26 protein-coding genes and 1 riboswitch are annotated in these 26,802 nt (G+C 55.3%); of the genes, 6 read left to right on the top strand and 20 right to left on the bottom strand.

Annotated elements, in window-relative coordinates; genetic code table 11:
- Positions 1 to 150 precede the first annotated feature (150 nt).
- Complete coding sequence (locus CJD38_RS03830) at positions 151 to 2,379, top strand: molybdopterin-containing oxidoreductase family protein (protein ID WP_107938949.1); 2,229 nt, start codon at positions 151 to 153, stop codon at positions 2,377 to 2,379.
- 69 nt (positions 2,380 to 2,448) lie between these two features.
- Here CJD38_RS03830 and CJD38_RS03825 read toward each other — a convergent pair whose 3' ends face one another.
- From CJD38_RS03825 to lgt, 6 genes are all read right to left on the bottom strand, one after another.
- Entirely contained in the window at positions 2,449 to 3,015 is a 567-nt protein-coding gene (locus CJD38_RS03825; protein ID WP_107938948.1) for an NnrU family protein, read from the bottom strand.
- 119 nt (positions 3,016 to 3,134) lie between these two features.
- On the bottom strand, positions 3,135 to 3,392 hold the full coding sequence (locus tag CJD38_RS03820) for an acyl-CoA-binding protein (RefSeq protein WP_206362865.1): 258 nt from the start codon (positions 3,390 to 3,392) through the stop codon (positions 3,135 to 3,137).
- Between the two features lie 48 nt (positions 3,393 to 3,440).
- Positions 3,441 to 4,730 (bottom strand): BamA/TamA family outer membrane protein, encoded by a 1,290-nt coding sequence (locus CJD38_RS03815; RefSeq protein ID WP_107938946.1) that lies wholly within the window; start codon positions 4,728 to 4,730, stop codon positions 3,441 to 3,443.
- Complete coding sequence (locus CJD38_RS03810; protein WP_107938945.1) at positions 4,727 to 5,218, bottom strand: dihydrofolate reductase; 492 nt, start codon at positions 5,216 to 5,218, stop codon at positions 4,727 to 4,729. Before CJD38_RS03810 ends, CJD38_RS03815 begins: the two co-directional genes overlap by 4 nt.
- A 142-nt stretch (positions 5,219 to 5,360) precedes the next feature.
- On the bottom strand, positions 5,361 to 6,155 hold the full coding sequence (locus CJD38_RS03805) for a thymidylate synthase (protein ID WP_107938944.1): 795 nt from the start codon (positions 6,153 to 6,155) through the stop codon (positions 5,361 to 5,363).
- Between the two features lie 45 nt (positions 6,156 to 6,200).
- Positions 6,201 to 7,001, bottom strand: a complete 801-nt coding sequence (gene lgt, locus CJD38_RS03800; RefSeq protein WP_107938943.1) for a prolipoprotein diacylglyceryl transferase — start codon at positions 6,999 to 7,001, stop codon at positions 6,201 to 6,203.
- A 116-nt stretch (positions 7,002 to 7,117) separates the two neighbouring features.
- Here lgt and CJD38_RS03795 point away from each other — a divergent pair, with 116 nt between their 5' ends.
- Positions 7,118 to 7,315 carry a hypothetical protein gene (locus CJD38_RS03795; RefSeq protein ID WP_107938942.1) on the top strand — a complete coding sequence of 66 codons (198 nt, stop codon included), beginning with the start codon at positions 7,118 to 7,120 and terminating at the stop codon, positions 7,313 to 7,315.
- A gap of 54 nt (positions 7,316 to 7,369) precedes the next feature.
- On the opposite strand, the gene CJD38_RS03790 is transcribed toward CJD38_RS03795, so the two are convergent.
- The 12 genes from CJD38_RS03790 to CJD38_RS03735 form a co-directional block, all read right to left on the bottom strand.
- Positions 7,370 to 8,539, bottom strand: coding sequence for a class I SAM-dependent rRNA methyltransferase (locus CJD38_RS03790; RefSeq protein WP_107938941.1), 1,170 nt, complete (start codon positions 8,537 to 8,539; stop codon positions 7,370 to 7,372).
- 164 nt (positions 8,540 to 8,703) lie between these two features.
- Complete coding sequence (locus tag CJD38_RS03785) at positions 8,704 to 9,636, bottom strand: carbohydrate kinase family protein (protein WP_107938940.1); 933 nt, start codon at positions 9,634 to 9,636, stop codon at positions 8,704 to 8,706.
- A gap of 54 nt (positions 9,637 to 9,690) precedes the next feature.
- The gene (locus CJD38_RS03780; RefSeq protein WP_107938939.1) at positions 9,691 to 10,050 is read right to left on the bottom strand and encodes a diacylglycerol kinase; all 360 of its coding nucleotides are present in this window, start codon (positions 10,048 to 10,050) and stop codon (positions 9,691 to 9,693) included.
- Positions 10,043 to 11,515, bottom strand: a complete 1,473-nt coding sequence (gcvPB, locus tag CJD38_RS03775; protein ID WP_107938938.1) for an aminomethyl-transferring glycine dehydrogenase subunit GcvPB — start codon at positions 11,513 to 11,515, stop codon at positions 10,043 to 10,045. Before gcvPB ends, CJD38_RS03780 begins: the two co-directional genes overlap by 8 nt.
- Positions 11,516 to 11,605: 90 nt before the next feature.
- The gene (gene tpx / locus CJD38_RS03770) at positions 11,606 to 12,106 is read right to left on the bottom strand and encodes a thiol peroxidase (RefSeq protein WP_107938937.1); all 501 of its coding nucleotides are present in this window, start codon (positions 12,104 to 12,106) and stop codon (positions 11,606 to 11,608) included.
- A 13-nt stretch (positions 12,107 to 12,119) separates the two neighbouring features.
- A complete protein-coding gene (gcvPA, locus tag CJD38_RS03765; RefSeq protein WP_107938936.1) occupies positions 12,120 to 13,478 on the bottom strand; it encodes an aminomethyl-transferring glycine dehydrogenase subunit GcvPA in 1,359 nt (452 codons plus the stop codon).
- A gap of 8 nt (positions 13,479 to 13,486) precedes the next feature.
- The gene (gcvH, locus tag CJD38_RS03760) at positions 13,487 to 13,879 is read right to left on the bottom strand and encodes a glycine cleavage system protein GcvH (RefSeq protein WP_107938935.1); all 393 of its coding nucleotides are present in this window, start codon (positions 13,877 to 13,879) and stop codon (positions 13,487 to 13,489) included.
- A gap of 34 nt (positions 13,880 to 13,913) precedes the next feature.
- Complete coding sequence (gcvT, locus tag CJD38_RS03755; RefSeq protein WP_107938934.1) at positions 13,914 to 14,996, bottom strand: glycine cleavage system aminomethyltransferase GcvT; 1,083 nt, start codon at positions 14,994 to 14,996, stop codon at positions 13,914 to 13,916.
- A 129-nt stretch (positions 14,997 to 15,125) separates the two neighbouring features.
- A riboswitch (glycine riboswitch) is annotated at positions 15,126 to 15,215 on the bottom strand.
- A 90-nt stretch (positions 15,216 to 15,305) separates the two neighbouring features.
- Positions 15,306 to 16,460, bottom strand: a complete 1,155-nt coding sequence (locus CJD38_RS03750) for a UbiH/UbiF/VisC/COQ6 family ubiquinone biosynthesis hydroxylase (protein WP_107938933.1) — start codon at positions 16,458 to 16,460, stop codon at positions 15,306 to 15,308.
- Entirely contained in the window at positions 16,457 to 17,653 is a 1,197-nt protein-coding gene (gene ubiH / locus CJD38_RS03745) for a 2-octaprenyl-6-methoxyphenyl hydroxylase (RefSeq protein ID WP_107938932.1), read from the bottom strand. The genes CJD38_RS03750 and ubiH overlap by 4 nt, the downstream gene beginning before the upstream one ends.
- The gene (locus CJD38_RS03740; RefSeq protein WP_107938931.1) at positions 17,643 to 18,968 is read right to left on the bottom strand and encodes an aminopeptidase P N-terminal domain-containing protein; all 1,326 of its coding nucleotides are present in this window, start codon (positions 18,966 to 18,968) and stop codon (positions 17,643 to 17,645) included. Before CJD38_RS03740 ends, ubiH begins: the two co-directional genes overlap by 11 nt.
- A 15-nt stretch (positions 18,969 to 18,983) precedes the next feature.
- Positions 18,984 to 19,553: a UPF0149 family protein gene (locus CJD38_RS03735; protein WP_107938930.1), complete on the bottom strand. Its 570-nt coding sequence runs from the start codon at positions 19,551 to 19,553 to the stop codon at positions 18,984 to 18,986.
- Between the two features lie 164 nt (positions 19,554 to 19,717).
- Between CJD38_RS03735 and argA the strand changes: the two genes are divergently transcribed.
- The 3 genes from argA to CJD38_RS03720 all read left to right on the top strand — a co-directional run bounded on the left by argA (position 19,718) and on the right by CJD38_RS03720 (position 23,289).
- Entirely contained in the window at positions 19,718 to 21,037 is a 1,320-nt protein-coding gene (gene argA / locus CJD38_RS03730) for an amino-acid N-acetyltransferase (RefSeq protein ID WP_107938929.1), read from the top strand.
- Positions 21,034 to 22,383 (top strand): adenosylmethionine--8-amino-7-oxononanoate transaminase, encoded by a 1,350-nt coding sequence (locus tag CJD38_RS03725; protein WP_107938928.1) that lies wholly within the window; start codon positions 21,034 to 21,036, stop codon positions 22,381 to 22,383. Before argA ends, CJD38_RS03725 begins: the two co-directional genes overlap by 4 nt.
- 177 nt (positions 22,384 to 22,560) lie before the next feature.
- The gene (locus tag CJD38_RS03720) at positions 22,561 to 23,289 is read left to right on the top strand and encodes a 16S rRNA (uracil(1498)-N(3))-methyltransferase (protein ID WP_107938927.1); all 729 of its coding nucleotides are present in this window, start codon (positions 22,561 to 22,563) and stop codon (positions 23,287 to 23,289) included.
- Positions 23,290 to 23,392: 103 nt separating this feature from the next.
- Here the strand turns inward: CJD38_RS03720 and CJD38_RS03715 are convergent, their stop codons facing one another.
- The gene (locus CJD38_RS03715) at positions 23,393 to 24,157 is read right to left on the bottom strand and encodes a hypothetical protein (RefSeq protein ID WP_107938926.1); all 765 of its coding nucleotides are present in this window, start codon (positions 24,155 to 24,157) and stop codon (positions 23,393 to 23,395) included.
- 10 nt (positions 24,158 to 24,167) lie between these two features.
- Positions 24,168 to 26,258, bottom strand: a complete 2,091-nt coding sequence (locus CJD38_RS03710; protein ID WP_107938925.1) for a molybdopterin-dependent oxidoreductase — start codon at positions 26,256 to 26,258, stop codon at positions 24,168 to 24,170.
- 65 nt (positions 26,259 to 26,323) lie between these two features.
- On the opposite strand from CJD38_RS03710, the gene CJD38_RS03705 reads away from it, so the two are divergent.
- Positions 26,324 to 26,770 carry a GNAT family N-acetyltransferase gene (locus CJD38_RS03705; protein WP_107938924.1) on the top strand — a complete coding sequence of 149 codons (447 nt, stop codon included), beginning with the start codon at positions 26,324 to 26,326 and terminating at the stop codon, positions 26,768 to 26,770.
- Positions 26,771 to 26,802 lie beyond the last annotated feature (32 nt).

The following is a 26,802-nucleotide window of genomic DNA, read 5'->3' as shown; positions in this document are numbered from 1 at the left end:
CCCACGGCCAATGCCACTCACTTGGCCCTATCTCCACGAATTTACTACTGCGATAAGTGGTTTAAGGCCATCGAGTCGTCCATCAGGATGAGTCCCCTCCCCAGCCTTGTCCCTAGTATCTAGTCATCAGGGATTAAAGGCAGGGCCGCCATGCAAGAAACCAAGCACACCTTCTGCAGAATCTGCGAAGCCTCTTGTGGGCTCGTCGCTGAGATGGAAGGCGGCAAGATTATTGAGCTGCGTCCCAATAAGGATCACATCGGCACCGATGGTTTTGCTTGTATGAAAGGGCTAAACCAACACAAGATGTATGACTCACCAGATCGTCTGCAATATCCGTTGAAACGCGTCGGCGACAAGTTCGAACGCATCAGTTGGGCACAAGCCATCTCCGAGATCGGCGCAAAAACCAAAGCACTGCGTAAAGTCAGCGCCAATGCGATCTCGATGTACGTCGGTACCGCTGCAGGCTTCAGCTTGCTACATCCGATCTTTGCCGAAGGCTTCATGAAAGGCATCGGCTCGCACAACGTCTACTCCTCTTCAACACAAGACTGCGCAAACCGATTCGCTTCAGCGACAGAGATGTACGGCTTTCCTTTTCATCAACCGATTGTTGATCTCGACCATGTGAAGTACATGCTGATCATCGGCACCAATCCGGTGGTCTCCAAGTGGACGTTCATGCAGGTTGCGCACCCGGTGAAACGCTTGAAGGAAGTGCGCAAACGCGGTGGCAAAATTGTTGTGGTTGATCCGCGTGAAACCGAAACGGCGAAGGTTGCCGATGAACATCAATTCATCCGTCCGAACACCGATGTGTTTTTCTTCCTGTCGTTCTTGCACGAGTTGTTTGCACAGAACGGCGTAGATCGCGTGCGCGCGACACAACACATGACAGGTCTGGCTGATATCGAACAGTTGGCCAAGCAATGGCCAGCCGACAAGACTGCAACGCTGACGGGCATCCCTGCTGAACGCTTGCAGGGCATCGTGCGTGATTACATCAGCGCCGGTGCATCGGCCATCGTCACTGGCACAGGCCTAGGCATGGGTCGTCACGGCACGCTGGCGCATTGGCTGTCGGAGTGCATCAACGCACTCAGCGGCAATCTTGATCGCAAAGGTGGCACGCTCATCGGCGAAGGCATGTTTGATTTCGCGGCTTACGCCAAAAAGAACAAATTATTTAATCGTATCCAACGTTCACGCGTCGGCAATTTCCGCGAACTCAATGGTGGTTTCCCGGGCGGCATTCTCGCCGACGAAATTCTCAAGCCAGGACCAGAGCAGATCAAAGCGCTGTTTGTCACCGGCGGCAATCCGCTGATGACGATGCCCAACGCCAATCGCCTGCGCAAAGCCTTCAATGAGCTCGAGCTGCTGGTGGTGACGGATATCTATCTCAACGAAACAGCGAGCCTTGCACATTACGTGTTGCCCGCGACCTCGCCGCTAGAACGCGCGGATCTGCCGTTCGTGTTTCCGCTATTTCTTGGCATGCAGTCCAAGCCTTATATCGCCGCGACCGACGCCATCGTCAAAACAACTGGCGAGCAACGCGATGAAGCAACCATCTACACCGATCTCGCAAGCGCCAGCGGTGTAAGTCTGTTTGCAACCAAACCACTGCAGTGGATCATGCAGCTGATGAAACTTGCCAACGCACCGTTCCGCATTGGCAAGCAGCCTTCACTGCCGATCGTGTTCATCCTTGATCTGATCTTGCGCCTAAGCAAAGTCGGTCGTTTCCGCGATCTGGTCGATCAGCCGCAAGGCATGCAATGGCGCGGCGGCACGACGCCTGAAAGTTACTTGAGTAAACGTGTGGTCACGGATGATAAAAAAGTACAGCTCGCACCTGCGATGCTGATGGAACAAACCGCGCGATTGGAAAAAATATTTGCAGATGAAAGTGCAAGTTACGCACGTGGCGAGATGCGCCTGATCAGCAAACGCATGCATAGCACGCACAACTCATGGACGCAGAACATCGCCGAACTCACTAACGGCGAAATGGGCCAGACCAACTACGTGTACATGCATCCGGATGATGCGCTGGCTAAAGGTCTATCGGAAAAATCTGCTGCCGATATTCACTCAAGCACCAACACCATTCGCCTACCAGTAAAACTGCTCAGCACTTTGTTGCCGGGCACTGTGGCGATCCCACATGGCTGGGGACATCAAAACGCGCGCGGCCTTGGCATTGCCAGCAAACTTGGTGGTGCCAACGTCAACATTCTGGCAGCAGATGGCGCGGATGCGATTGAGTCGGTGTCTGGCATGGCGCATCTCACCGGCATTCCGGTGCGCGTAGAAAAAGCTGCGGGGCCGATTGATACCGGCAGTTGGAGTGGAATTACAGAAGCCGCTTAATCGTAGGCCGGGAGCATCCCGACTTTGGCAGTTCAGATGCGCGGAAGGCGGGATTCTCCCGCCCTACAGTTAGAACCCACCGCTAATGATTGGCATACCAGTGAAATAACGGTGCGTGAATATCAGCACCGCAGTCACCACTAATCCGATCACTGCAGAGATGATGGTCTTCGTCGCCCCAACCGGCGCAGGCTTCTGCCATACACCATCACGCCGATTGATAAAAATCACTTCCAGTACAGCCCACGCGAGCATGCCAGTGAACAGAATCACCGAGCGCGTCTCACCATTCGCCAGTAAGTGCGCGACAGCCCAGAGCTTCACACTCGTCAATTGCGGATGACGGATGATTTGCTTGATATCCGTCGGCGCTCTCGCGCTCAAAAATAAAATAACGGCAATCGGCATCAGCAACGTCGTCAGATGGCGCAGACCTGCAGGCGGCGAATACAACACGCCTTCTGGCATCGCCTTCCAACCGATGACGATCAGCACCAGCGAAAGAACCAGCGTCAGTGAGAACAATCCTTTGTAAGGATTAAGACCGATCGTGGCGATTACTTGCTTGCGAGTATCCACAGCAAGCGCAACGAAGAGATGGGTAACAGCCCAAAGCAGGATGCCGAGTACGAGCATGGCCAAAGTCCTCACTGATTGAACTTAGAGACTACAACATTACGGCGACGTTTTTCATGCACAAAAAAAGCGGCCTAGGCCGCTTTTTTGCACATCTCATTGCAGATTAAAACTGAGCTTTAGCCCAACAGCGACTTAACCTTGTCGATGTACTTCTGCATGGCTGCATCTTTGCCGGTGCCCTTGAGCTTGGCCCAAGCGTCGTACTTTGCACGACCGACCATATCCAACATGCCTGGGCGGGCGCCCGATACATCGCCGTCGCTGCCCTGCTTAAACAACGAATAAAGCGACAGCAAATCATCATTGCTGGGGCGCTTGGTCAGTGTTTTGACGTCTTTTAACGCCTGTTCGAATGCTGCCTTGATATCGGCCATTGCCATCTCTCCGTATTAATAAAAATCCCGACGTTTTATAGCACAGGCCTAGTGGCGTCCGCCAAAGAATCGGCCCTTGCTGCTGCCGTCCAGCGGTATCGCCCACCCGGCTTCAAATTCCAAGTTGATGAACCACGAGATACGCAGTCGCAGGCCCAGCAACACGTCTGCAGAAATATCCTGAAACAGCACAGAATTTGCGCTCTGCGCTACGTTGCCAGCTTCAATGCCCGCCACCACCCTTAACCAGTCCCAGCCAACAGGCCGCTGATAGGTCGCTGAAGCAAAGTAGAAAGAATTGCCCTCAAACGTATAGCGACGATATCCACGCAAACCCGCGCCACCGCCCAAGGAAAAAGGCTCGACTTGTTGGGGGCCATTAAATCCGGCTCCGAAAGACGAAGAAAGTTGAATCGTCTGATGTGGCACTTCACCAACAGGAATATAGCGATCGTATCCCGCACGAATTTTGGTATAGCCGTAATCGGAGACCAGGCCATTGATCGCATGCTCAGTGCGCAAAGTGAACAAGGTGCCTTCTTCGCTGTAGATCTTCAGGTGTAGATCGCGATATTCGGCAGTTCCCACCAATGCCGTGGCCTCGCCATATGGCGGTGCCGCACCAAGCCCGTTCCGATCTTCGTGCTGATAATAAACACCGCCGCCAACCGTCCACCCTTGGCTGGCCGCAGTCGTCGAGAAAGTTCGCGTCAATAGCGCTTGTGCCGCGACTTGGTTTTCCTTATACGGATCGCCCGTCAATGTATTGTTGCGCGGTGTTGCACTACGACTCAAAGACAACGATAAGTTTTGATTGGAGTCGGCAATAAATGGAGCGTAGTAGCTCGCCTCGTAATTGGTTTGCTTACCGTAACCATCTCGATTGGCATCGCTCTGCGACGCAGTGATCTCAAGACTATGGTTAAGCCCGCGCAAGTTGTTCCACTCCAGCTGTGCGCCATAGCTGTACTGGCCATCAACATTGGCACTCAGGCGTGGATAAGGCAGCAGAAAGAATTTTTCTTTGACGACAAAAACCACACGCACACCATCAGGCATGGGTTCTTCGCGCACAGTGACTGATTTGAATAAATCCAAATCCTGTATCGCCTGACGACTGCGCTCAAGCTGGTCCGGATCTGCAACATCGCCAACCTTCAGCGATATTTCACGCAGCATGGTCTTGGGCTGTGTTGTCTTATTGCCGGCAAAAGTGATTTCGCGAATCCGCGCAGATACGGGAATCGTCGCAAGTGACGTTGGCGTTGCCGGAGGCTCAGTTACTTGCGCAAAGGCGATGCCTGTCTGCAAAAGCAGTAGGCATAGCCAGAACCTCATCCGCGCTCCAGCGTCAGAAAGCTGTAGGCGTAAGCGTGACGTTCATCCGCAGGATGATCTTCACGCGAAGTTTCAGTGAGATTAATGCTGGAGAAATCGGGGAACCAGGTATCGCCCTGCTCACGTGCGTGCACCTGCGTGAGATAGAGACGTTGCGCGTGTGGCAAAGCTTGGCGATATAAATCTGCGCCACCAATCACCATCAATTCGCCTTGGCTATGTGCAGCCAAGGCATCTTCAAGTTTGATAAATGCGCGGCAGCCTTCTGCTGCAAAAGCAGGATCGCGACTCAACACCCAGTTCTCACGTTGCGGCAAAGGGCGACCGAGTGAGTCCCAAGTCTTGCGCCCCATCAAAATGGTTTTGTTCAGCGTCAGCGATTTGAAATGCTTGAGGTCATTCGGCAAACGCCAAGGCAAATCGCCATCGCGGCCAATCAGGCGATTATCGTCACAGGCAACGATCAGGCTGATGCTTTTATCAGTCACTACGCGAGACACCTCAAACTGCAACGGGGCGAGACGGAATAGCAGAACGTCCAGTGGACGTTCTGCCCGTCGAGCGCACGCGCATGGATGCGCGGGCCGGGGGTAGTGCGAATGCCTGAAGTAACGCCATGGATGGCCTGAATCAAACAGCCACGGGGGCTTTAATGTGCGGATGCGGATCGTAATCGGTCAGTTCAAAATCTTCGAACTTGAACGCGAACAGATCAGTCACATTCGGATTCATTTTCATCTTAGGCAAAGCGCGTGTTTCACGCGACAACTGCAGTTTGGTTTGTTCGAGGTGGTTCGTATATAGGTGACAATCACCCCCTGTCCACACAAAGTCACCGGGGCGCAGACCACACACTTGCGCGACCATCATCGTCAGCAATGCGTAGCTCGCAATGTTGAAAGGCACACCGAGAAAAATATCGCAGCTGCGCTGATAAAGCTGGCAAGACAAACGCCCATCGGCAACATAGAACTGGAAGAACGCATGGCAAGGCGGCAGCGCCATCTTGTCGATTTCACCGACGTTCCATGCCGACACAATCAGGCGACGTGAATCAGGATTCTTTTTGATCTGATCGAGCAATTGCTGGATCTGGTCGATATGACGACCATCCGCTGCCGGCCACGAGCGCCACTGCGAGCCATACACCGGACCCAGTTCGCCGTTCTCATCAGCCCATTCGTCCCAGATGGTGACGCCGTTTTCTTTCAGATAACGCGTGTTGGTTTCGCCTTTCAGGAACCACAGGAGTTCATGAATGATCGAACGCAAATGCACTTTCTTGGTGGTCAGCGCAGGGAATCCCTGCTCAAGATCAAAGCGCATCTGATGACCAAACACCGAGATGGTGCCGGTGCCGGTGCGGTCAGATTTTGTCGTGCCGTTTTTCAGCACGTGATCCATCAGGTCTAGATATTGGCGCATGGAATCCGAAACTTGTTTGTAGGGTTAACCCGCTTGGGGTCTATCTTACCTGCGACGCGTGTATGCCAGCACCAAGAAACAGGTGCCCGCGACAAACATTGGTGCCGACAGCGTCATGCCCATGGTGATCCAGTTCGTACCGAACAGATATCCCAGTTGCACGTCTGGCGTGCGCACCGTCTCGACCAACACGCGTGAGCAGGAATACAGCACGAGGAACAGGCCAGACACCGCCATGCGCGGGCGTGGCTTGCTGGCGAACCAGTACAGCACGGCAAACATCAGCAGACCTTCTAAAGCGGCCTCATAAAGCATGCTGGGATGACGTGGCAAAGGGCCGCCATGCTTGAACACCATGCCCCAAGGCAGCGTTGTTGGCGCGCCCCACAACTCACCGTTGATGAAGTTGCCAATGCGGCCCGTGAACAGACCGATAGGAATAACCGGCGCAGCAAAATCGGCAATCTCGAAAACATTGATTTTGCGCTGCCAGGCAAAAATGAAGTACGCGACGATGACGCCAATCAAGCCGCCGTGGAAAGACATGCCGCCTTCCCAGATGCGGAAGATGACCATTGGGTCATGCAGAAAAATCAGCTGCCCTTGATCGTCAAAGTTGTAGAACAGGGTGTAACCGATCCGGCCGCCGAGAATGACGCCCATGACGACGTAAAACAGCAGATCGCCAACGCGCTCCGCAGGCCAGTTGTTATGCGGCATCCGCGCACGGCGCAGCGCCAGCCACCAGGCACCCCAAAATCCCAGCAGATACATCAGTCCGTACCAGCGCACGGCCAGCGGACCCAAATGGATGGCAACGGGATCAATATCTGGATGTATCAACATAAATATTTTATTAATTCTTTATAAAATTCAAATGCCTAGGAACGGATTCTCGACAGATTCATAATCAATCACCCGCACATCGCGGGCATATTAAATCACCCTACATGGAGTAGAAAATGAAGCACACCGTTGCCACCCTGAGCGTACTCGTTGCAGCCCTGATTGGCGCACCTGCGATGGCCGCTGACGCTGCACCTGCTGATGCACCTGCCGCCGCTACCGCCGCTCCAGCCAAATCTGCACACAAAGCCAAGCACCATCGTGCACACAAAAAAGCTGCTGCACCTGCTACCGAAGCCGCGCCAGCCAACTAAGTTTTACACGACTTGCGGTGTTGCGGCGCTGTTCGAAAGAGCAGCGCCGTCTGTTCAAACAACGCGGCAAATATATCCCTTGAGATAACGCGTCTCAGGAATTGCAGGATGCACCGGATGATCCGGCCCCTGCCCGCCCTGCTCGAGAATCTGTAAACGGCGATTAGCCGTGCGTGCCTCGCGCAGCAACACGCGCTGCAACTGCTCCAGCTCCAAGTGGTGCGAGCAAGAGCAGGAAATCAAAATTCCGCCTGGCACCAACAACTGCATCGCCACGCGATTAAGGCTGGCGTAATGCTCCAAGCCTGCTTCCGCATCCTTCTTGCGCTTAATCAGCGCAGGCGGATCGACAATGATCACATCGAACTGACGCGTCTGATCACGCAGCTGCTTGAGCATATCCAGTGCTGAGCCTTTAATCGTCTCCAGCGTCGCGCCATTGAGTTGTGCATTGCGCTGCGCTGCGTCGAGAGCTGGCGCAGAGCTATCAATGCAGCTCACGGTCTTGGCGCCGAAGCCATGCGCACGCATCGCCCAGCCGCCGATGTAGCTGAACACATCAAGCACACGTGCATCACGCACGTAACGAGAGAGACGATCACGGTTGTCGCGTTGATCGTAGAACCAGCCAGTCTTCTGACCAGTCTTCAGCGGAATCTCGAAGCGCACACCAGATTCGTCGATCTCAACCGTATCCGGCACATCGCCAATTTCTTCGACAACGAGCGGCAGGCCTTCAGTCTCACGCATCGCCACGTCGTTGCGCAGCAAGATGCCACGTGGCTTGAGTGCAGATTGCAGTGCTTCAATCACCACAGGCTTCAGCGCATCCATGCCCGCTGTGCTCATCTGCACCACGAGCACATCACCGTAGCGATCAACGATCAAGCCCGGCAAGCCATCGGACTCGCCGTAGATCAACCGATAGTGCGGCGTCGGATACAAACGCTCACGCAAAGCCAGTGCGGACTTGATGCGGCCGACAAACCACTCAACATTGATATCGGCGTTGGCATTGCTTGAGAGCATGCGCACCGCCATCAATGTTTTCGGATTGATGTAACCAACGCCCAGCGCTTTGTTACGCGAGTCGAATACTTTGCAAAGGCTGCCCGCAGCGATATTGCGGAAGCCTTCGCCCGTATCAATCTCGTTGGAAAAAACCCAAAGATGACCTGCACGCAAACGACGTTCTTCGTGAGCCTTCAGCTTGATGGATAGCACGTCGGCTCCCGAATAAATTTGGTGCAGGTTTTAAAGCAAATCTGCTAAATCGTCATTCCCGCGTAGGCGGGAATCCAGTTGTTCTAAAACTTGCTGAGAGTGCAAAAACTGGATTCCCGCCTGCGCGGGAATGACAGAGCATTTTTAAACTGCATTGCGCTTACTTAAGCGAGGTCGTAGCGGAATTCTTTCTTGAAGCGTTCGCGGAACGAGGCCTGCGTAAAGCTGTAGTTCTGCGTGCCCGGACGTTCAATGTTGTACGCGCCCATCAGAGCAGCGATACGGCCGGTGGTTTCCCAATCCATGCCCTTGTCCAAACCGTACAGCAGACCGCCACGATATGCGTCGCCGCAGCCCGTAGGATCAGCGAGTGAATCTGCTTTAGCGCAAGCGACTTCCTGCATCTTGCCCTTGCTGTAAATCTGCGAGCCCTTGCCACCGCGCGTCACGATCAATGCATCGAGACGATCTGCAATCTGCTTCAGCGACCAGCCGGTGCGTTCCATCACGATTTCGGATTCGTAATCGTTCACAGCCAAGTAGCTGGCCTGTTCGATGAACGCTTTCAGCTCATCGCCGCTGAACATCGGCAAGCCCTGACCCGGATCAAACAGGAAAGGAATATTGGCTTCTGCGAATTGCTTCGCGTGCAGCAACATGCCGTCACGACCATCTGGAGAAACCGTGCCAACCTTGATGCCCTTGGTCACAACATCCTGCGTGTGCGCAAAATTCATCGCGCCCGGATGGAAAGCGGTGATCTGGTTGTCGTCCAGATCCGTCGTGATGTAAGCCTGCGCGGTGTAAGCGTCTGCAATCGTTTTGATGTACTTGCGATTGATGCCGTTCTTATCGAGCCAAGCGGTGTAACGATCGAAATCATTGCCGACCGTGCCCATTGGCAGTGCGTCACCACCGAGCAGATGCAATGCATACGCGATGTTGCCGGCGGTGCCGCCGAACTCACGACGCAGCTGCGGCACAAGGAAGGCGACATTCAGAATGTGCACCTTGTCCGGAAGAATCTCGTTCTTGAACTGGCCCGGAAACACCATGATGGTGTCGAACGCGAAAGAACCGCTAATCAATGCAGACATCACTCACTCCATATTTTTGTGCCGCTGCATTTCGTTGCAGCGACGTTTTGCTTTTTAGCTAAACAGCACCAAGCCCCAAACCACGGGAACCTGTACCAGCGAAAGATGTACGGCGGCAGAACCAAGATCCTTCGCACGTCCAGACAACTCGTGACGCTCAAGACCAATGCGATCGACCACGACTTCTACAGCGGTGTTGAGCAGTTCGGTGATCACTACACAGAACAGACTCATGATCATGATCGCGCGTTCAATGCCGCTGTCGCCAAGCCACACAGCCAGCGGCACCATAAGCAGACACAATATCGCTTCGATACGGAAAGCTTCTTCTTCACGCAGCGCCCAACCGAGACCGATGTACGACACCTTCGTCGCACGGAACAGTCTCGGCAGACCTTTCATTCCATCAGCCATGGGTCTGCGCCGGTTGATTCCAACGAACATCAAGCTGACGCACAGCACGCACGTCATCCAAGCGGCGCACTGGCATCGTATAAGGCGCGCCCTTTACATAGGCAACGTCTTTCTTGGCTTCTTCATAAATCGCGCACAGCGCTTCAATGAAGCTATCCAGCGTTTCCTTGTCTTCGGTTTCGGTCGGCTCAATCAACAAGCATTCCGGCACCAGCAGCGGGAAGTAAATCGTCGGTGCGTGGAAGCCGTAATCGAGCAAGCGTTTGGCAACGTCGGTCGCCGTCAGTTCAATTTCTTTCTTCTGACGCTTCAGCGTAATGATGAACTCGTGGCTTGCGCGGCGTTTCGGGAACGCCAGATCAAAGCCCTTCTCGCTCAGACGAGCCTGCAGATAGTTGGCGTTGAGCGTTGCGAACTCAGCAACGCGATGCATGCCTTCGCGACCCAGCAAGCGAGCGTAGATGTATGCACGAAGCAACACGCCAGCGTTACCCATGAATGCAGACAGACGACCAATGCTTTGTGGCAAATCGTTTTCATCGAGCCAGCGATAGCTGTCGCCTTCCTTGCCAACTACAGGAATTGGCATGAATGGCAGCAAGCGCTTGGACACGCCCACCGCACCCGCACCCGGACCACCGCCGCCGTGTGGCGTCGAGAAAGTCTTGTGCAAGTTCATGTGAATCACGTCGAAGCCCATATCGCCCGGGCGAACCTTGCCGAGAATGGCGTTGAGGTTGGCTCCGTCGTAATACAAAAGGCCACCGGCCTGATGCACGATCTCAGCGATTTTCTTGATGTTGCGTTCAAACACGCCGAGCGTCGACGGGTTGGTCAGCATGATGCCTGCGGTCTGCGGACCGACAGCAGCCTTCAGCGCTTCGATATCAACGTCGCCATCGGCATTCGTTGGAATCTCGCGCACGCTGCAACCGAGCATGACTGCCGTTGCAGGGTTGGTGCCGTGTGCTGCGTCAGGAACAAGAATTTCCGTACGTGCCGAATCACCACGTGCCTTGTGATAGGCGTTGATCATGGCGACGCCAGCAAATTCACCCTGTGCACCCGCCATTGGCGTGAGCGAGACACCAGCCATGCCGGTAACTTCTTTCAGGATCTCTTGCAGGTCGTACATGCAAGACAGGAAACCCTGGCTATGCGATGCCGGCGCAAAAGGATGACGTGCGAGGAACTCCGGCAACATCGCCAGCGAGTTACAAGCGCGCGGGTTGTACTTCATCGTGCACGAACCCAGCGGATAGAAGTGCGTGTCGATCGAGAAGTTCTTCTGCGACAGACGCGTGTAGTGACGCACGGCCTGCATTTCGGAGACTTCCGGCAACATCGGCTTGTCTTTGCGACGCAGATGTTCCGGGATCGCCGAAACATCTACTGCAGCAGAAGGCATCTGCGCCGTTGCCGTGCGAGTCGCACGTGAGTGTTCAAAAATCAGTTTTTCAGTCATGGTTTATTCACTAATTTATTCGTCTTGTAGGAGCGCCTCTTAGGCGCGATTAGCGCCATCGCGCCTAAGAGGCGCTCCTACACAAATTGCTTACGCAGCTGCCTTCAGAGCAGCTTCGTAATTGGGTTCTTCAGCGATTTCTTTAACCAGTTCGGAATACAGCACTTCGTTGTCCTCATTCAGAACAACAACCGAACGTGCAGCCAAACCTGCGAGCGGGCCGGTTTCGATCAGCACGCCGTAGTCCTTCGAGAAGGAATGACCGCGCATCGTCGACAGCGTCACCACATTGTCCAAACCTTCTGCGCCGCAGAAACGCTTCTGCGCAAACGGCAGGTCAGCAGAGATGCACAGAACAACTGCATCTTTAAGCTGTGATGCGCTCTGATTGAACTTGCGAACCGAGGTCGCGCAGGTCGGCGTATCAACGGAAGGAAAAATGTTGAGGATTTTTTTCTTGCCGACGTAATCGTGTAGCGAGACATCTTTCAGGTCAGCGCCAACCAAACGGAAACCAGGTGCAGCCGCGCCTTTTGCTGGCAGGTCGCCACTGGTTTGAATTGGATTGCCTTTCAACGTAATCGTAGCCATGGTCTTCTCCGATTTATGCCAGCACTTGTTTCAGTGCTTCGGCGTAGCGCTTGATTTGAGTATCTGTCTTCGTTTCTGTCGCACACACCAACACAGCATTGCCCAACTCTGGGTAGTGACGTGAAAGATCGAAACCACCGAGGATTCCGAGTGCTGCCAACTTCGGCAGTACTTCAGCAGCAGACTCTGGCAACTTGATGACTGCTTCATGGAAACGTGCGCCGCTAAACGCAACGCTCACGCCAGGAACCGCCGCCAACGCAGCAACCAACTTGCCGGTGTTGGCGATGCTGGCCGAAGCCACACGTGCCAAACCTTCTGGACCGACGAGCGACATGTAGATCGTCGCCGCAGTCACCAACAAACCTTGGTTGGTGCAGATGTTCGAAGTCGCCTTCGAACGACGGATGTGCTGCTCACGCGCCTGCAGCGTCAGTGAGAAGCCTGGCTTGCCGTCGAGATCCAGCGTACGACCGACAATACGGCCCGGCATCTGACGCACGAATTCCATCTTCGTGGTGAGGAAGCCGAAGTAAGGACCACCGGATGCGAGTGGCGCGCCGAGAGGCTGGCCTTCACCGCAAACGATGTCTGCACCCTTCGCGCCCCACTGGCTCGGCGGCTTGAGCAGCGCGAGTGAAGTTGGGTTGACGACAGCAACCACAAGTGCGCCCTGTGCGTGCGCCCAATCGGTGATCGCATCGACGTCTTCCAGCGTGCCGAAGAAGTTCGGCTGCTGAATGACGACGGCGGTGATGCCCTGTCCTTCGTGTTCTTTCAGCGATTCAAGCAGCGTCTTGCCTTCTTTAGGGCAGTAAGCGAGTTCAATCTGACGCAGACCTTGTGCATGCGTCGTCGACGTGACGACTTCCTTGTAAAACGGATGCACGGTCTTCGGCATCAAGATGCGGCCGGAGTCGTTCTGCTTGTTCGAGCGCACGGCCATCAGCAGTGCTTCGCCCAGTGCAGAGGCGCCGTCGTACATCGAGGCATTGGAAACATCCATGCCCGTCAGCGCCGTCATCATGCTCTGGAATTCATACAGAACTTGCAGCGTGCCTTGGCTCGCTTCTGCCTGATACGGCGTGTATGCCGAATAGAACTCACCGCGCGTAGTGATCTGCCACACCGCTGCTGGAATGTGATGCTCGTAAGCACCAGCACCGATGAAGTTCAGGCCAACAGCGTCCAGATGAGCGCGCTCGGACAGGATCGCGGCGACTTCCATTTCTGGCAGGCCTTCTGGAATTTTATCCAACTTGCCACTGCGCAGTTCGAGAGGAATCTCGTCGAACAGATCATCAATTTTCTTGGCACCAATTGCCGCGAGCATGTCGCGGACATCGGTTTCCGTGTGAGGAATAAACGGCATGCTTTATCTCAATTCAGTTCGTCAATCAGCTGCTGATAACCCGCTGCGTCGAGCAGTGCATCAACGTCAGCAATGTTGTTTGGCTTCATCTTCCACATCCAACCAGCTTCATACGGATCGGAGTTGAGGATTTCTGGCGTGTTGTTGAGCGCGCCGTTGGCTTCGGTCACTTCGCCAGCAATCGGCGCATAGACGTCGGAGGCGGCTTTCACCGATTCAACAACCGCGCAGGATTCATTCGCAGCCAGCTTGCGGCCAACCTTAGGCACTTCAACAAACACCAGATCGCCCAAAGCGTTCTGTGCGTGGTCGGTGATGCCGATCACGACGGTGCCGTCAGCGAGTTTCTTGATCCACTCGTGGCTTTTTACGTACTTGAGGCCTGCAGGAACATTGCTCATTTTTGTCTCCTTGAATCGAATATCGAGTGAAAAATTAAACTAGAACTTTACCGTTACGAACAAAAGGCGCTTTGACCAGTTTGGCCGCGACCCATTGCCCACGTATTTCAACTTCGCATGCACCTTCGGCTTTCGCATCAACGCGAGCAAAGGCAATCGAGCTCTTCATGGTCGGCGCAAAACCACCGCTGGTGGTTTCACCTTCTGCGCCGTTGGCGAAGCGCACTTTCATGTGCGCGCGGACGACACCGCGGCCTTCCAATACGAGTGATACAAATTTTTGCGGCGACTTGCCACGCAGCGCGCTGAGCGCGGTGCGGCCGATGAAGTCGCGATCTGCTGGATCCCAGCCGATGGTCCAACCCAAGCCAGATTCCAAGGGATGCTTGGATTCATCCATGTCCTGACCATACAGGTTCATGCCTGCTTCGAGACGCAGCGTGTCGCGCGCGCCGAGGCCGCAAGCACGAACGCCATCAGCTTCCAATTTCTGCCAGAGCTTCACGAGATCAGCATGCGGCAGCATCAATTCAAAGCCGTCTTCGCCGGTGTAGCCGGTGCGGCCAACAAACCAGTCGCCTGCGTACACGGCTTGGAAAACGCCAACAGCCTGTGCCGCAGCTGCGAGTTCCGACGGTAATTGTTTGATGACTTTGTCGCGGGCCTCTGGACCTTGTACGGCAACAATGCCGAGGTCATCACGGTATTTCACGCTCACGCCGAAAGCGGCAGCCTGCTGACTGATCCAAGCCAAATCTTTTTCGGTGGTGCCTGCGTTAACAACGAGACGGAACCAGTCTTCATTAATGAAGTAGGCAATCAAGTCATCGATGATGCCGGCGTCTTCACGCAGCATGCAGGAGTAAAGGGCTTTGCCCGGCGCGGTCAGCTTGGCGACATCATTGGCCAGAAGCTTGCGCAGGAATTCGCGGGTGCGCGGGCCGTGCAGATCAACGGCGGACATATGCGCCACGTCGAACATGCCAGCGCCAGCGCGCACAGCGTGGTGTTCATCAAGCTGAGACTGGTACTGGATCGGCATTTCCCAACCAGCGAAATCGACCAGACGAGCGCCCAAACGGACGTGCTCAGCGTGCAATGCAGTTTTTTTAAGCATACGGTTCCCGCGTTAATGAAGGTTTGCGAAAACCGCTCCTCTGTCCTTGGACCTGAAAGTTCGAAAGCGGTGTAACCCGCTTCTGCCTCGTCGGTGGCTCGTTTTGGCGAGCGCTCTCCAGAGTTTTACTACAGCACCGCGCTCCTTTTGCCTGAGCGATTCCGAGCGGTTTGCGCCTTCGGCCCCACCATTGAAGGTGGTTTCTCGCGCGGTACTGTGTTTACAAATACAACTGGCGCCATCTTAACCTTTCAAGTTGCGGGCTGGAAGTTTTAAATCCAAATTCAAGCACTTGAGACAGGTCAATATTTAGCCAACCGCGCGCCGCATTAATAAATTCTTCAACGGCGTCATGCGGTTGACCGCACTTATTCCGAGATTACGTAAGCTGTCCCAACTGTCTGTGCGCAATCCAAATGCGCGATTGAGACCATCGGTGACGGCGAGCATGTCGAGGTTGTCCGCTTTGCGCTCGCGCTCATAGCGCTTGAGCAGGCGCAGGCTGCCGAGGTCACGGCCAGCTTCGCGAGCGGCAGATAACTCGCGGACCATCACAACCGCATCAGCCAAGCCAAGGTTCACACCCTGCCCGGCCAAGGGATGCACCACGTGAGCAGCGTCGCCAGCCAGTGCGAAGCGAGGCAATGCATAGTCTTGTGCATGCAGCAGACGCAGCGGGAATGCGACGCGACGTGTACAGCCGGTGATCGCGCCCAACTCATTTTGTAGCGCCAACGCGAGACGCGCGCGGAACTCGTCTTCGTCCAACTCCAATAAATCTTCGGCGTCTTGCGCCGACCAAACGATAGAGCTGCGGCCATCGGTCAACGGCAGAAACGCGAGCGGTCCGCCGGGCAAGAACCGCTGACGCGCGACGCCGCGGTGTGGCAGTTCAGTCTCAACATGGCAGACGACGGCTTCTTGCGGATACGACCAACGCACGCATTCAATGCCCGCCCAATCACGCAGCTGTGAGTCAGCGCCATCAGCAGCAATCACCAGCGATGCAGAAATCTCTCGGCCATCATCCAATTGCAGGCGTGCAGCATCGTCATCTAATTGCAGGCCGGTGATTTGGACTTTTGTGTAAGTCGGCACCGACGCCAACGCTTTCCACAATTCGTCTAGCAGCAAACTGTTTTCAACAATGTGGCCGAGTTGTGCCACGCCCAAGGCTGAAGCCTCGAATTGCAAAGCCTCACCCGGACGCTCGTCCCAGATGCGCATGCCTTGATAGGCACTGGCGCGTTGCTGCGCAATGCGCGGCCACACGCCGAGTTCATTCAGAAAACGTGTTGAAGCTGGCGACAATGCATAAACACGCAGATCGTAATCCGACGCGTCATAAGGCTTGGGCGCTGCGCCGCGTTCAATCAAAGCGGTGTCGATGCCTGCACGATGTAGTGCCAGCGCTAAAGCTGCACCGACAACACCGCCACCGACGACTGCGACTTGATGCTTCATTCGCGTGCGAACTTCGAAGGTAAACCGCCGAGGCCAAGATTCTGGCGCATCACGGCGTCTTTCAACGGTGGCGTGAGATCCAGTGCGAGCAAACCGAGATGACGCAAACCACGTAGGCCTGGCACACGATTAGAGAAGGTGCGGACCAGACGGTCCGTAAATCCTGAAACACGCTCGCGATCATCGCTACGACGACGTTCGTACTCAGCGAGTGTTTCGGCAGAGCCCGGATCAGCAGCAGTCGCCAGCACATCAGCAACCGTCGCAACGTCACGCAGTCCCAGATTAAAACCTTGCGCCGCCACCGGATGCAGCGACTGCGCGGCATTGCCTGCAAAGATCACGCGTGGCGCAGTGAGCTGTGCACTCATCACCTGCGTCAGCGGATACGCATTACGACGACCAATTTCTTTGAAATTGCCCAATCGCTCGCCGAAGGTTTCGTAAGCCTGCTTCAAGAATTCGGCATCACTCCAAGCCAACATCGCTTCAACGTGATCGCTCGGCACCGTCCACACCAGCGAGCAAGCGTTGTCTGGTTTTGGCAACACGGCAATCGGGCCGCCGGGCGTAAAGCGCTCATACGCCACGCCACCGTGCGGACGGGTGACTCGAATTGCCGTAACGATGGCGGACTGTTTGTAGTCTTGCGTCTGCGCTGTAATACCCAGCAGTTTGCGTACGGCAGATTGCGCGCCGTCGGCAGCAACCACCAATCGCGTTGAAATTTTTTCGCCGCTATCTAGCAGCAACTGCACCGCATCCGCACTCTGCTCCATCGCCTGCAAACGCGCGGGGCAGATCAAACGAGCGGCAGTTTTCTGCGCAGCCTGCCAAAGCGTTTGGCCGATGTGACGAAACGGAATGTTGTAACCAAGCGCTGGCAGGCCCACGTCAACGGCAGCAAAGCGCGCTACGCCAAAGCGGCCGCGCTCAGAAATATGCGTTGAGGTAATGGGCGATGCTTCACTGAGTAGCGCGGGCCAAACGCCCAGGCTTTCGAAGATGCGGTGACTGCCGTCGTTGATGGCGATGCAACGCTCGTCCCATGAAGGACCAGTCTGCGGTGGAGTCGATGCTTCGATCAACGCCACACGCAAATTCAATGGCGCAAGCGCAACAACGAGACTCGCGCCGACGAGACCGCCGCCAACGATGACTACGTCATATTGATCGACGACTTCAGGCTGCACGCATCAAGCCTTCAATGCCCTTCACATCTTTCGGCACATCACCGGTCAGCACGCGCGGTGCTTTGTCAGTGACGACGACATCGTCTTCGATACGAATGCCGATGCCCCAGTATTTTTCATCAACGCCTTTCGTGCCCGGCTGAATGTAGAGGCCCGGCTCAACCGTCATCACCATGCCCGGCTCAAACGTGCGGAACTCGCCATCCATTTTGTAGCGACCGACGTCATGCACATCCATGCCCAACCAGTGGCCTGTGCCGTGCATGTAGAACTGGCGATACTTTTCAGTCTTGATCAGATCTTTGACGTTGCCTTTCAGCAAACCAAGATCAACCAAACCTTGCGTGAGAATTTGCACGGCGACTTGGTGCGGCTTGCCAACGGACTCGCCCGTTTTCAGTGTTTTGGTCGCCTGCAGATTGGCTTCAAGCACGACTTCGTAAACAGCTCGCTGTGCCTTGCTGAATTTTCCGTTGACCGGGAACGTGCGCGTGATGTCGGCGGTGTAACCGTCAAGCTCACCACCCGCATCAATCAGCAGCAGATCGCCATCGCGCAGCGCTTGATTGTTTTCAACGTAATGCAGGATGCAGGCGTTATCGCCACCACCAACAATCGAACCGTAACCCGGCTCCATATTGTTGCGGCCGAAGTGTGCGTTGATTTCGGCAGCGACCTGCCACTCATTAATACCCGGCTTGGCATAACGCATGGCGATGCAATGAGCTTCAGCGCTGATCTCGCAGGCTTTGGCCAAGATTGCGATTTCGGCAGGCGTCTTACGCAGACGCATTTCGTGCAAGCTGGTTTCCAGTGCGACGAATTCTGTTGGTGCAGCGCCGCCGCGACGTGAGACTTCGCGAATAGTGCGCACACAGGCCGTGATCTTGGGATCAAGCTCGGCGTGTTCGCCAAGGTTGTAAACCACGCGACTACGGCCCGCGAGCAGCGACGGCAGAATTTCCTGAAAGTCACCAATCGCGAATGCTTGGTCAGCACCGTAATTACGCACTGCGCCTTCTGGACCTTGGCGACGGCCATCCCAGATTTCGCGCTCGGTGTTGCGATCACGCACAAACAGCACGAAGGCACCCGCCTTGCGACCCGGCGCGAACACGGCGATGCAATCTGGCTCAGGAAAACCCGTCAGATACTGAAAGTCGCTGTCCTGACGAAAGCGGTAATGCGTGTCACGCGCGCGGATGACTTCACTGGCAGACGGAATAATCGCAACACCGCCCGGGCCAATCTGCTTCATCAGCTTGGCGCGGCGTGCGGCGAATTCCTTGAAATGGTTAGCTGCGGCGGGCTTCATGTTCAGCTCGGCTGATTAATGCAGTTTCTTCGAGCTCTGCGGGTCTGGCGTTGGGCGTGGACGCATTTCCATATAGACCAACTGCGCGCCGACGCGGATGTATTCCACCAGTTCGGCGTAAGCGGTTTCTTCCAGCTCGACGTTGTCTTCGCCATCAATGCTGGCGCGAGTGAACTGGGTGAAGTCCTCAATGATTTCTTGCAACTCTTCCGAGCAGGATTCCAGATCGAGGTTTGGCCGGGTCGACAAACCAAACAAAAAGCCCTCGCACCATGCGACCAACGCAGCCACGCGCGATGGCAGTTCGCTATCGTCATGCGGCAGCAGCGGCGCAAAAGCGCCTTCGTTGTCTTGCAGCGAGATCAAGGTCTGCTCGCGCGCCTCGACCAACGCCTTTTGAGCAGACGTATCAATCGTTAGCGATTGATCGCCAGCAGGATCGAGAAGGAGAAGGAGATCGACTTCATTCGACTGCTTAACGCACAGCGCGCCACACAGCGCGCCATGAAAAGCAGCGGTCTCATCGACAAAACCGACCTGTGCCAACACGCTGCTCAGGCCTTCATATTGGATAGTTTCTTGCATGTGGCGATTATACCGCTGCGACCTCTCCACGGTCGCATTGACGCCGAATCAACACGATTATTCGCTGAATATTTGCCTAGCGACGCTGTGATTATTTGTCGAATTATTTTCAATAAAATCAATCGTCGCTGACGTTGCGCGCCGTGCATCCCTATAATCGCCGCATGAAACCGACTGACTTCGTTTCCGCACTGCGCGGTTGTGCACCTTATGTGCACGCCCACAACGGCTCCGTTTTTGTCGTCGCCTTTGGCGGCGAGGTCGCGGCGCGTCCGGATTTCGACGCCTTTATCTATGACCTCGCGCTGCTGCACAGCCTCGGCGTGAAGCTGGTGTTGGTACATGGCGCGCGCCCGCAGATCGACAAGCAGCTAGAACTCAACAGTCTCAAAACCGTCTACAACCACGGCCTGCGCGTCACCGATCGCGCCGCACTGGAGTGCGTCAAAGCTGCAGCCGGTGCGCTGCGTATGGATATCGAAGCCAAACTCAGCACCGGTCTGGCCAGCACCCCGATGGGCGGCGCGCAGTTGCGCGTCGCCAGCGGCAACTGGGTCACCGCGCGGCCGGTTGGCGTGCGTGGTGGCGTTGACCATCAACACACCGGCGAAGTGCGGCGGATTGATGTCGATAGCCTGCACGACGTGCTGGCGCAGGATCGTATTGCTCTACTCTCCAACACCGGCTACTCGCCCACCGGCGAGATCTTCAATCTGCGTCACGAAGACGTTGCCACCGCCACCGCGCAAGCGCTTGGTGCGGACAAGCTCATCTTTGTGGTGCCGTCAGATCCGGATCATTGGAAGCTCGCTGAAGACACCGGCGACGACGGCCAAATTTCGCTCGTCGTTGCCGAAAAGCTGCTGACCGCCAAACATCTCAAGGATCAGGATCGCGCTTATCTGCAAGCTGGTATCACTGCCAGCCGCGGTGGTGTGAAACGCGTGCATCTGGTCGGAGCCGACAAAGACGGCGCACTGCTGCGTGAGTTGTACACGCGCGACGGCGTTGGCCTGATGCTCTATGCCGATGAAGATTACGAGTCGACACGCCAAGCCACCATCGAAGACGTTGGCGGCGTGCTGAGCCTGATCAAACCACTGGAACAAGCAGGCGTTCTGGTGCCGCGTTCACGCGAGCAGTTGGAACTCGACATCGAAAACTTCAGCATCATTGTTCGCGACGGCACCGCCATCGCCTGCTGCGCGCTGTTCCCCTTCCCACAGAATCAGATGGGCGAACTCGCCTGCGTCGCTGTGCATCCGGACTACCAAAGCGCCGGTCGCGCCGCTGCGCTACTCAAGCGCGTCGAAGCCGAAGCTAAGAAGCGCAAGCTCAAAAAACTCTTCAGCCTCACCACGCACACGCCACACTGGTTCATCGAACACGGCTTTGAGCGCGGCAAGATCAAAGATCTGCCGGTGCAGAAGCAGCGTCTCTATAACTACCAGCGGAATTCGCTGGTGCTCATTAAAAGCTTGTGAGCAACGCCGAGTGGGTTGCCCGTAGCCGGGCACGCGTCTGGAACCCCTGCACGCAGATGAAAGATCACGAGTGGCTGCCACTCGTGCCGATCAAGAAAGCCGAAGGCGTCTGGCTCGAAGATTTCGAAGGCAAACGCTATCTCGATGCAGTGAGTTCGTGGTGGACCAATGTCTTCGGCCATCGTCATCCGCATATCGTTTCATCGCTCAAACAGCAGCTCGACGAAATCGATCACATCATGCTCGGCGGCTTCACGCACCAGCCTGCGGTGGAGCTGGCTGAGCGCTTATGCACGATTGCGCCGCCGGGACTCACGCGTTGCTTCTATGCGGACAATGGTTCGTCAGCAGTAGAAGTCGCGCTGAAGATGAGCTTTCACTACTGGCGCAATGTCGGCAAACCTGCCAAGCAGAAGTTCATCGCACTCTCCAACGGCTATCACGGAGAAACACTGGGCGCGCTCGCAGTTGGTGATACTGGCTTGTATCGCGAGACTTATGCGCCGCTGTTGATTCAACCGATCATCGTGCCCTCGCCTGATTGCTATGAGCGTCGTCCCGGCGAATCCTGGGAAGATCACACGCGCCGCCAGTTCGAACACATGGAAGCCGCGCTAAAGAAGCACGCGCACGAAGTCAGCGCCGTGATTCTGGAACCGCTGGTGCAATGCGCGGGTGGCATGCGCATGTATCACCCGGTTTATCTGACGATGTTGCGCGAGGCCTGTGATCGTCATGGCGTGCATCTCATTGCAGATGAAATTGCTGTCGGCTTTGGCCGCACCGGCAAACTCTTCGCTTGCGAGTGGGCCAAGATCACGCCGGACTTTTTGTGTCTCTCGAAAGGCCTTACCGGCGGCACACTGCCACTCGCCGTCACGCTAACTCGCGAAGAAATCTACACCGCCTTCTACGATGAATACCGTAGCGGCAAAGCTTTTCTGCATTCGCACTCTTACACCGGCAATCCATTAGCTTGCCGCGCCGCACTGGCAACGTTGGATTTATTTGCGGACCCAACCGTCCTCGCACGCAATCGCCAACTCGCGCAGATGATGTGGGCTGGCACAGACGAGCTGCGCCGTCATCCTTACGTTGCTGAAGTCCGTCAGCAAGGCATGATTCTCGCCATCGAAATGGTCAAAAACGCACGCAAGCGCGAACCCTATCCAAGCGAAGAACGCCGCGGCATGCGCGTCTATCAATATGGTCTTGAGCATGGCGTGCTGCTGCGCCCGCTCGGCAATGTCGTTTACTTCATGCCGCCGTACGTGATCGATCCAGAAGAAATTGGTTTGATGTGCCGCATTGCCACCGAAGGCATCATGGAAGCCACCAGTGACTAGCACTAGCTGTTTCTTTATTCCCTCTCCCCGCTTTAGCGGGGAGAGGGCAAGGGTGAGGGGCGCCGACGTAGTCGGCATACGCGCTCCAATGAAAGGTTTGCTCCAGCTTCAAGAGCCCCTCACCCCGCCCTCTCCCCACATTCGTGGGGAGAGGGAGCACATAACGAGACCCGTGCAATGACTAGCCGCGTCTATATCGATCAGCCGCTGTCCGCAGGCGGAACAATCACGCTACCGGAAGACGCCGCACGCCATCTCGTGCAAGTACTTCGCATGCGACTCGGTGACAGCTTCATCACCTTCAACGGTCAAGGCGGCGAATACGCTGCAACACTTAGCACCGTCAGCAAGCGTGAAGCGCAGGCCAGCATTGGCGAGTTCAATACCGTTGATCGCGAATCACCTCTCAACATCACCCTCGCCCAATGCGTCTCCAAAGGCGATCGCATGGACTACACCTTGCAGAAGGCGGTAGAACTCGGCGTCAGCAACATCGTGCCACTGATCTCTTCACGCACCGTCGTCAAACTGGACGCCGAACGCTGGGCCAAGAAAATCGAACACTGGCAAGGCGTGATCATCTCCGCCTGCGAACAATCTGGCCGCACACGCGTGCCACAACTCGCAGCGCATCAAGATTTGGATTATTGGTTGCGCAGCAGTGCGAATGACAGTTTGAAATTGGTGCTTGCACCGGGCGCTAGCAAACAGCTTCGCCAACTTGATCCCACGTCACGCGCCATCACACTTTTGATTGGCCCTGAAGGTGGACTCAGCGAAGTGGAATGCACACTTGCAGCCAAACATGAATTCATCCCACTCGCGCTAGGCCCACGCATCCTTCGCACTGAAACGGCAGGCGTCGCTGCCCTCGCTGCTATTCAGGCTCAGTGGGGCGATTGGTAGTAGAAGCGCTTTGTAGGCTGAGTTAAAGCGCAGCGAAACCCAGCACTCAACTTGCAAGAACTGCTGGGTTTCGTTTCACTCCAACCCAGCCTACAAGCTATTTTCATTCTTTCAGCTGTTGATTTCGACGACTAATCGATTCTTCCGCCGTTGCGATAATGCTAGGCGCCCAAGGATCCGGTGCATTCATGCCCTCTCGATACACCACTTGCGCTACTCGCGCCTTTGAAATTGCGCATTCAAAATTACCTTGAGCTAGACAAAGACGAGCGTACTCACTGAGCAGGAAGTGATGAGATGTTGTGGCCAGCGCTAGCGACATACGATTTTCAGGCTTTTTATTTTTGCGCTCGAAATTGTAAGCTCCCAATAACTTAGGAGCCGCTATATCCAAATCGTTTTGTGCAAGTGAATATTGGCCCATGCTTCTGAATACCCCAGATCTATAGACAAATGTATTCATTGCTGACCACGTATCATTTAGATACTGCGCGTATTTAATGGATTGCGTTAAGTAATGAATTGCGCTATTTGCGTGGCGCAAGCTGAACTCATTAAGTCCAAGTTGCTGATAAATTGGATAGCCTTGAGCATCTGAACCGCTAAGGTCCACAATTGTCCTTAAACCTGCCTGGCAGATTTCCAATGCCTTTGTAAATTGATCCTGCAGAGATGTAAACGCCGCTCGATTTTGCTGAGACGCAGATCGGCACTCTGCATAAATCGATTCATAAGGACCCACGGGCTTAATGGCAATATCCTTATATTCTTGACTTGTCGACGTCAACTGCGAGCACGAAGCCAAAGTGAGTGCCAGTAAAGGCAAGAAAGCAAGAAGTCGGATTATTTTACGGATCGTAATCAGCATTGATTACCACCTACGCCGCACGCTCAACAGATACCAACACACCATTAAGCGCAGCATTGCCCGAGATATCGAGATAGGTTTCATCGGTTAAATCATTGCTGCTCGTGCCCGCATGTGCCGTGGCAATAGCAACACGAGTACCTTCACGGTGGTGCCCCCAGCCATGCGGCAAGCTGACGACGCCCGGCATCATTTCGTCGCTGGATTTCACAGCAACGGTGACTTCGCCAACACGCGAACGCACGCGAACATTTTGTCCGTCGCTCAAACCACGTGAGCCAAGATCGCTTGGGTGCATCAGTAGCTGATCGCGCGCTTCGCCTTTTACCAAGCGATGGAAGTTGTGCATCCATGAGTTGTTGCTGCGGACATGGCGGCGGCCAATTAAACGTAGTTCATCTTTGACCGGCGCAACGTGAAGTTCTTTGGCGAAGGCGACCATTTCTTGCAGCAGCTCTGGCGGCGCGGCTTGAATGCGTTTGTCTTTATGGAACAGACGCTGCGGCAATGAAGGTTTCAATGCGCCGAGATCAACGCCATGCGGATGTTGTTTGAGTTGATCGAGTGAAAGTTTATTGGGTCCGATGCGCAGGCCCATGTCGACAATCTGATCTGGACGAGGCGAAGGCCGCACGGGTTGACCAAGCGCCGCAGAAATACGTGCGCCGAGTGCGGCGAAGATTTCCCAGTCGTGCATAGTGCCTTCTGGTTTTTCGAATAGTGGCGTGTTGAAGCGCGCGGTGTTGCGGACGGCGAAGTGATGGAAGATCAGATCGTAATGATCATGTTCCAGTGTGCAGGTCGGCGGCAGAATGACATCGGCATGGCGCGTGGTCTCGTTCATGTAGAGATCAACGCTGACCATGAAATCCAGCGATTCCAGCGCACCTTCCAGACGACGACCATTCGGCGTCGACAACACGGGATTGCCTGCGATGCTGATCAACGCGCGCACCTGCCCTGCTCCCGGCGTTTCGATTTCTTCTGCCAGTGCAGCAACAGGCAACTCGCCACCAAACTCCGGCAATCCACGCACACGCGTTTTCCACTGCGCAAAGTGGCCGGGCTTGCTCATCGGGTTGTGCACTAGATCTAGCGCAGGCTGCGGGAACAGCATGCCGCCTTCGCGATCAAGATTACCGGTGAATAGATTGATCAACTGAATCAACCACTGACACAGCGTGCCATAGCGTTGCGTTGAAACGCCCATGCGGCCGTAACAAGCTGCGCCGTCTGCGCTGGCGAATTCACGAGCGATGCGCTGGATGTCTGCCGCTTGCACATTGCAGTATTGAGCGAGCACGTTGATATCCAGCGATTGAACGGCACGCGCTGCATCTTCAAGGCCATCGGTGAATTCACCGACACGACCCGGCTTCGCAAGATTTTCATCGAGAATGGTTTTGAGCAGTGCCGCCAAAAATGCAGCATCGCCGCCGGGCTTGATGAAGTGATGCTCATCGGCCACCAGCGCAGTTTCACTACGCCGCGGATCAATCACCACCATCTTGCCCCCGCGCGCATGCAGGGCTTTAAGGCGTGTGCGGAAAGCAGGCACCGTCATCAAGCTGCCGTTAGACGCCATCGGATTAGCACCGAGCACGAGGAAATAGTTGGTGCGGTCGATATCGGTAATCGGCACCATCAGTTGGTGCCCGTACATCCACATCACCAGAAGTTGGTGAGGCAATTGATCAACTGACGTTGCCGAATAACGGCTACGTGTTTTGAGCGGGCCGATGAAGCTTGATGACGTGGTCAGCACGCCATAGTTGTGAACACTCGGATTGCCCAGATAAGCAGCAATGCTGTCGGCGCCGTTTGCCTTATGAACCGCGACGAGTTTCTCGGCGACGAGATCGAAAGCCGCATCCCAACTCATCTCTTCCCAACGATCACCGACTCGACGCATCGGACGACGCAGCCGATCTGGATCTTCATAGATATCTTTGAGCGCGACGGCCTTGGGGCAGATGTGGCCATGCGAAAGCGGGTCCGCGTCATCGCCGCGTATCGACAGAATCTCATTGCCATCGACGCGAAATTCCAAGCCGCAGATGGCTTCGCAAAGATTGCAGGCGCCGTAATGAGTGCGTTCCATAGTGACCCCACCTTTAAACTGATGGTGCAGAATCTACTCTTTCTGCTGCTGACTGAGAAACACTGATGATTTCCGACTGGCACCTCTGGTCGACACTGACGCCGGATACGCTCCACGACTTTCTGCGCCTTCGTAGCGATATCTTCGTGGTGGAGCAGAACTGCGCTTACTCGGATATGGACGGCGTAGACCCGCAATGCGAGCACCTTTGCATACGGGGCGCTGAACAGCAGTTGCTCGCCTATTTGCGTCTGGTCCCGCCCGGCCTCAAAGCGCCACAGCCTGCGATAGGCCGACTCGTGGTCGCTCAGAGCGCACGTAAATCCGGACTTGGCCGCGCCGCCATGCTGGAGGGCATCCTCCGCTGCACCGAACGCTATCCCGGCCAGGACATCTTCTTGTCTGGCCAGCAGCACTTGGAGGCCTTCTACGCCTCGCTAGGCTTCGTCACATTTACGGAACCCTATCTGGAAGATGGCATCCAACACGTCAATATGCTCAGAAAAGCCTGAATATGCTCAGGAAAGCCTGACCGCTATACTCC

Origin of the sequence: Stenotrophobium rhamnosiphilum, from assembly GCF_003052265.1 — a bacterium.
In the GTDB taxonomy this organism is placed as follows: domain Bacteria; phylum Pseudomonadota; class Gammaproteobacteria; order Nevskiales; family Nevskiaceae; genus Stenotrophobium; species Stenotrophobium rhamnosiphilum.
This window is presented reverse-complemented; position numbering and strand designations above follow the sequence as displayed.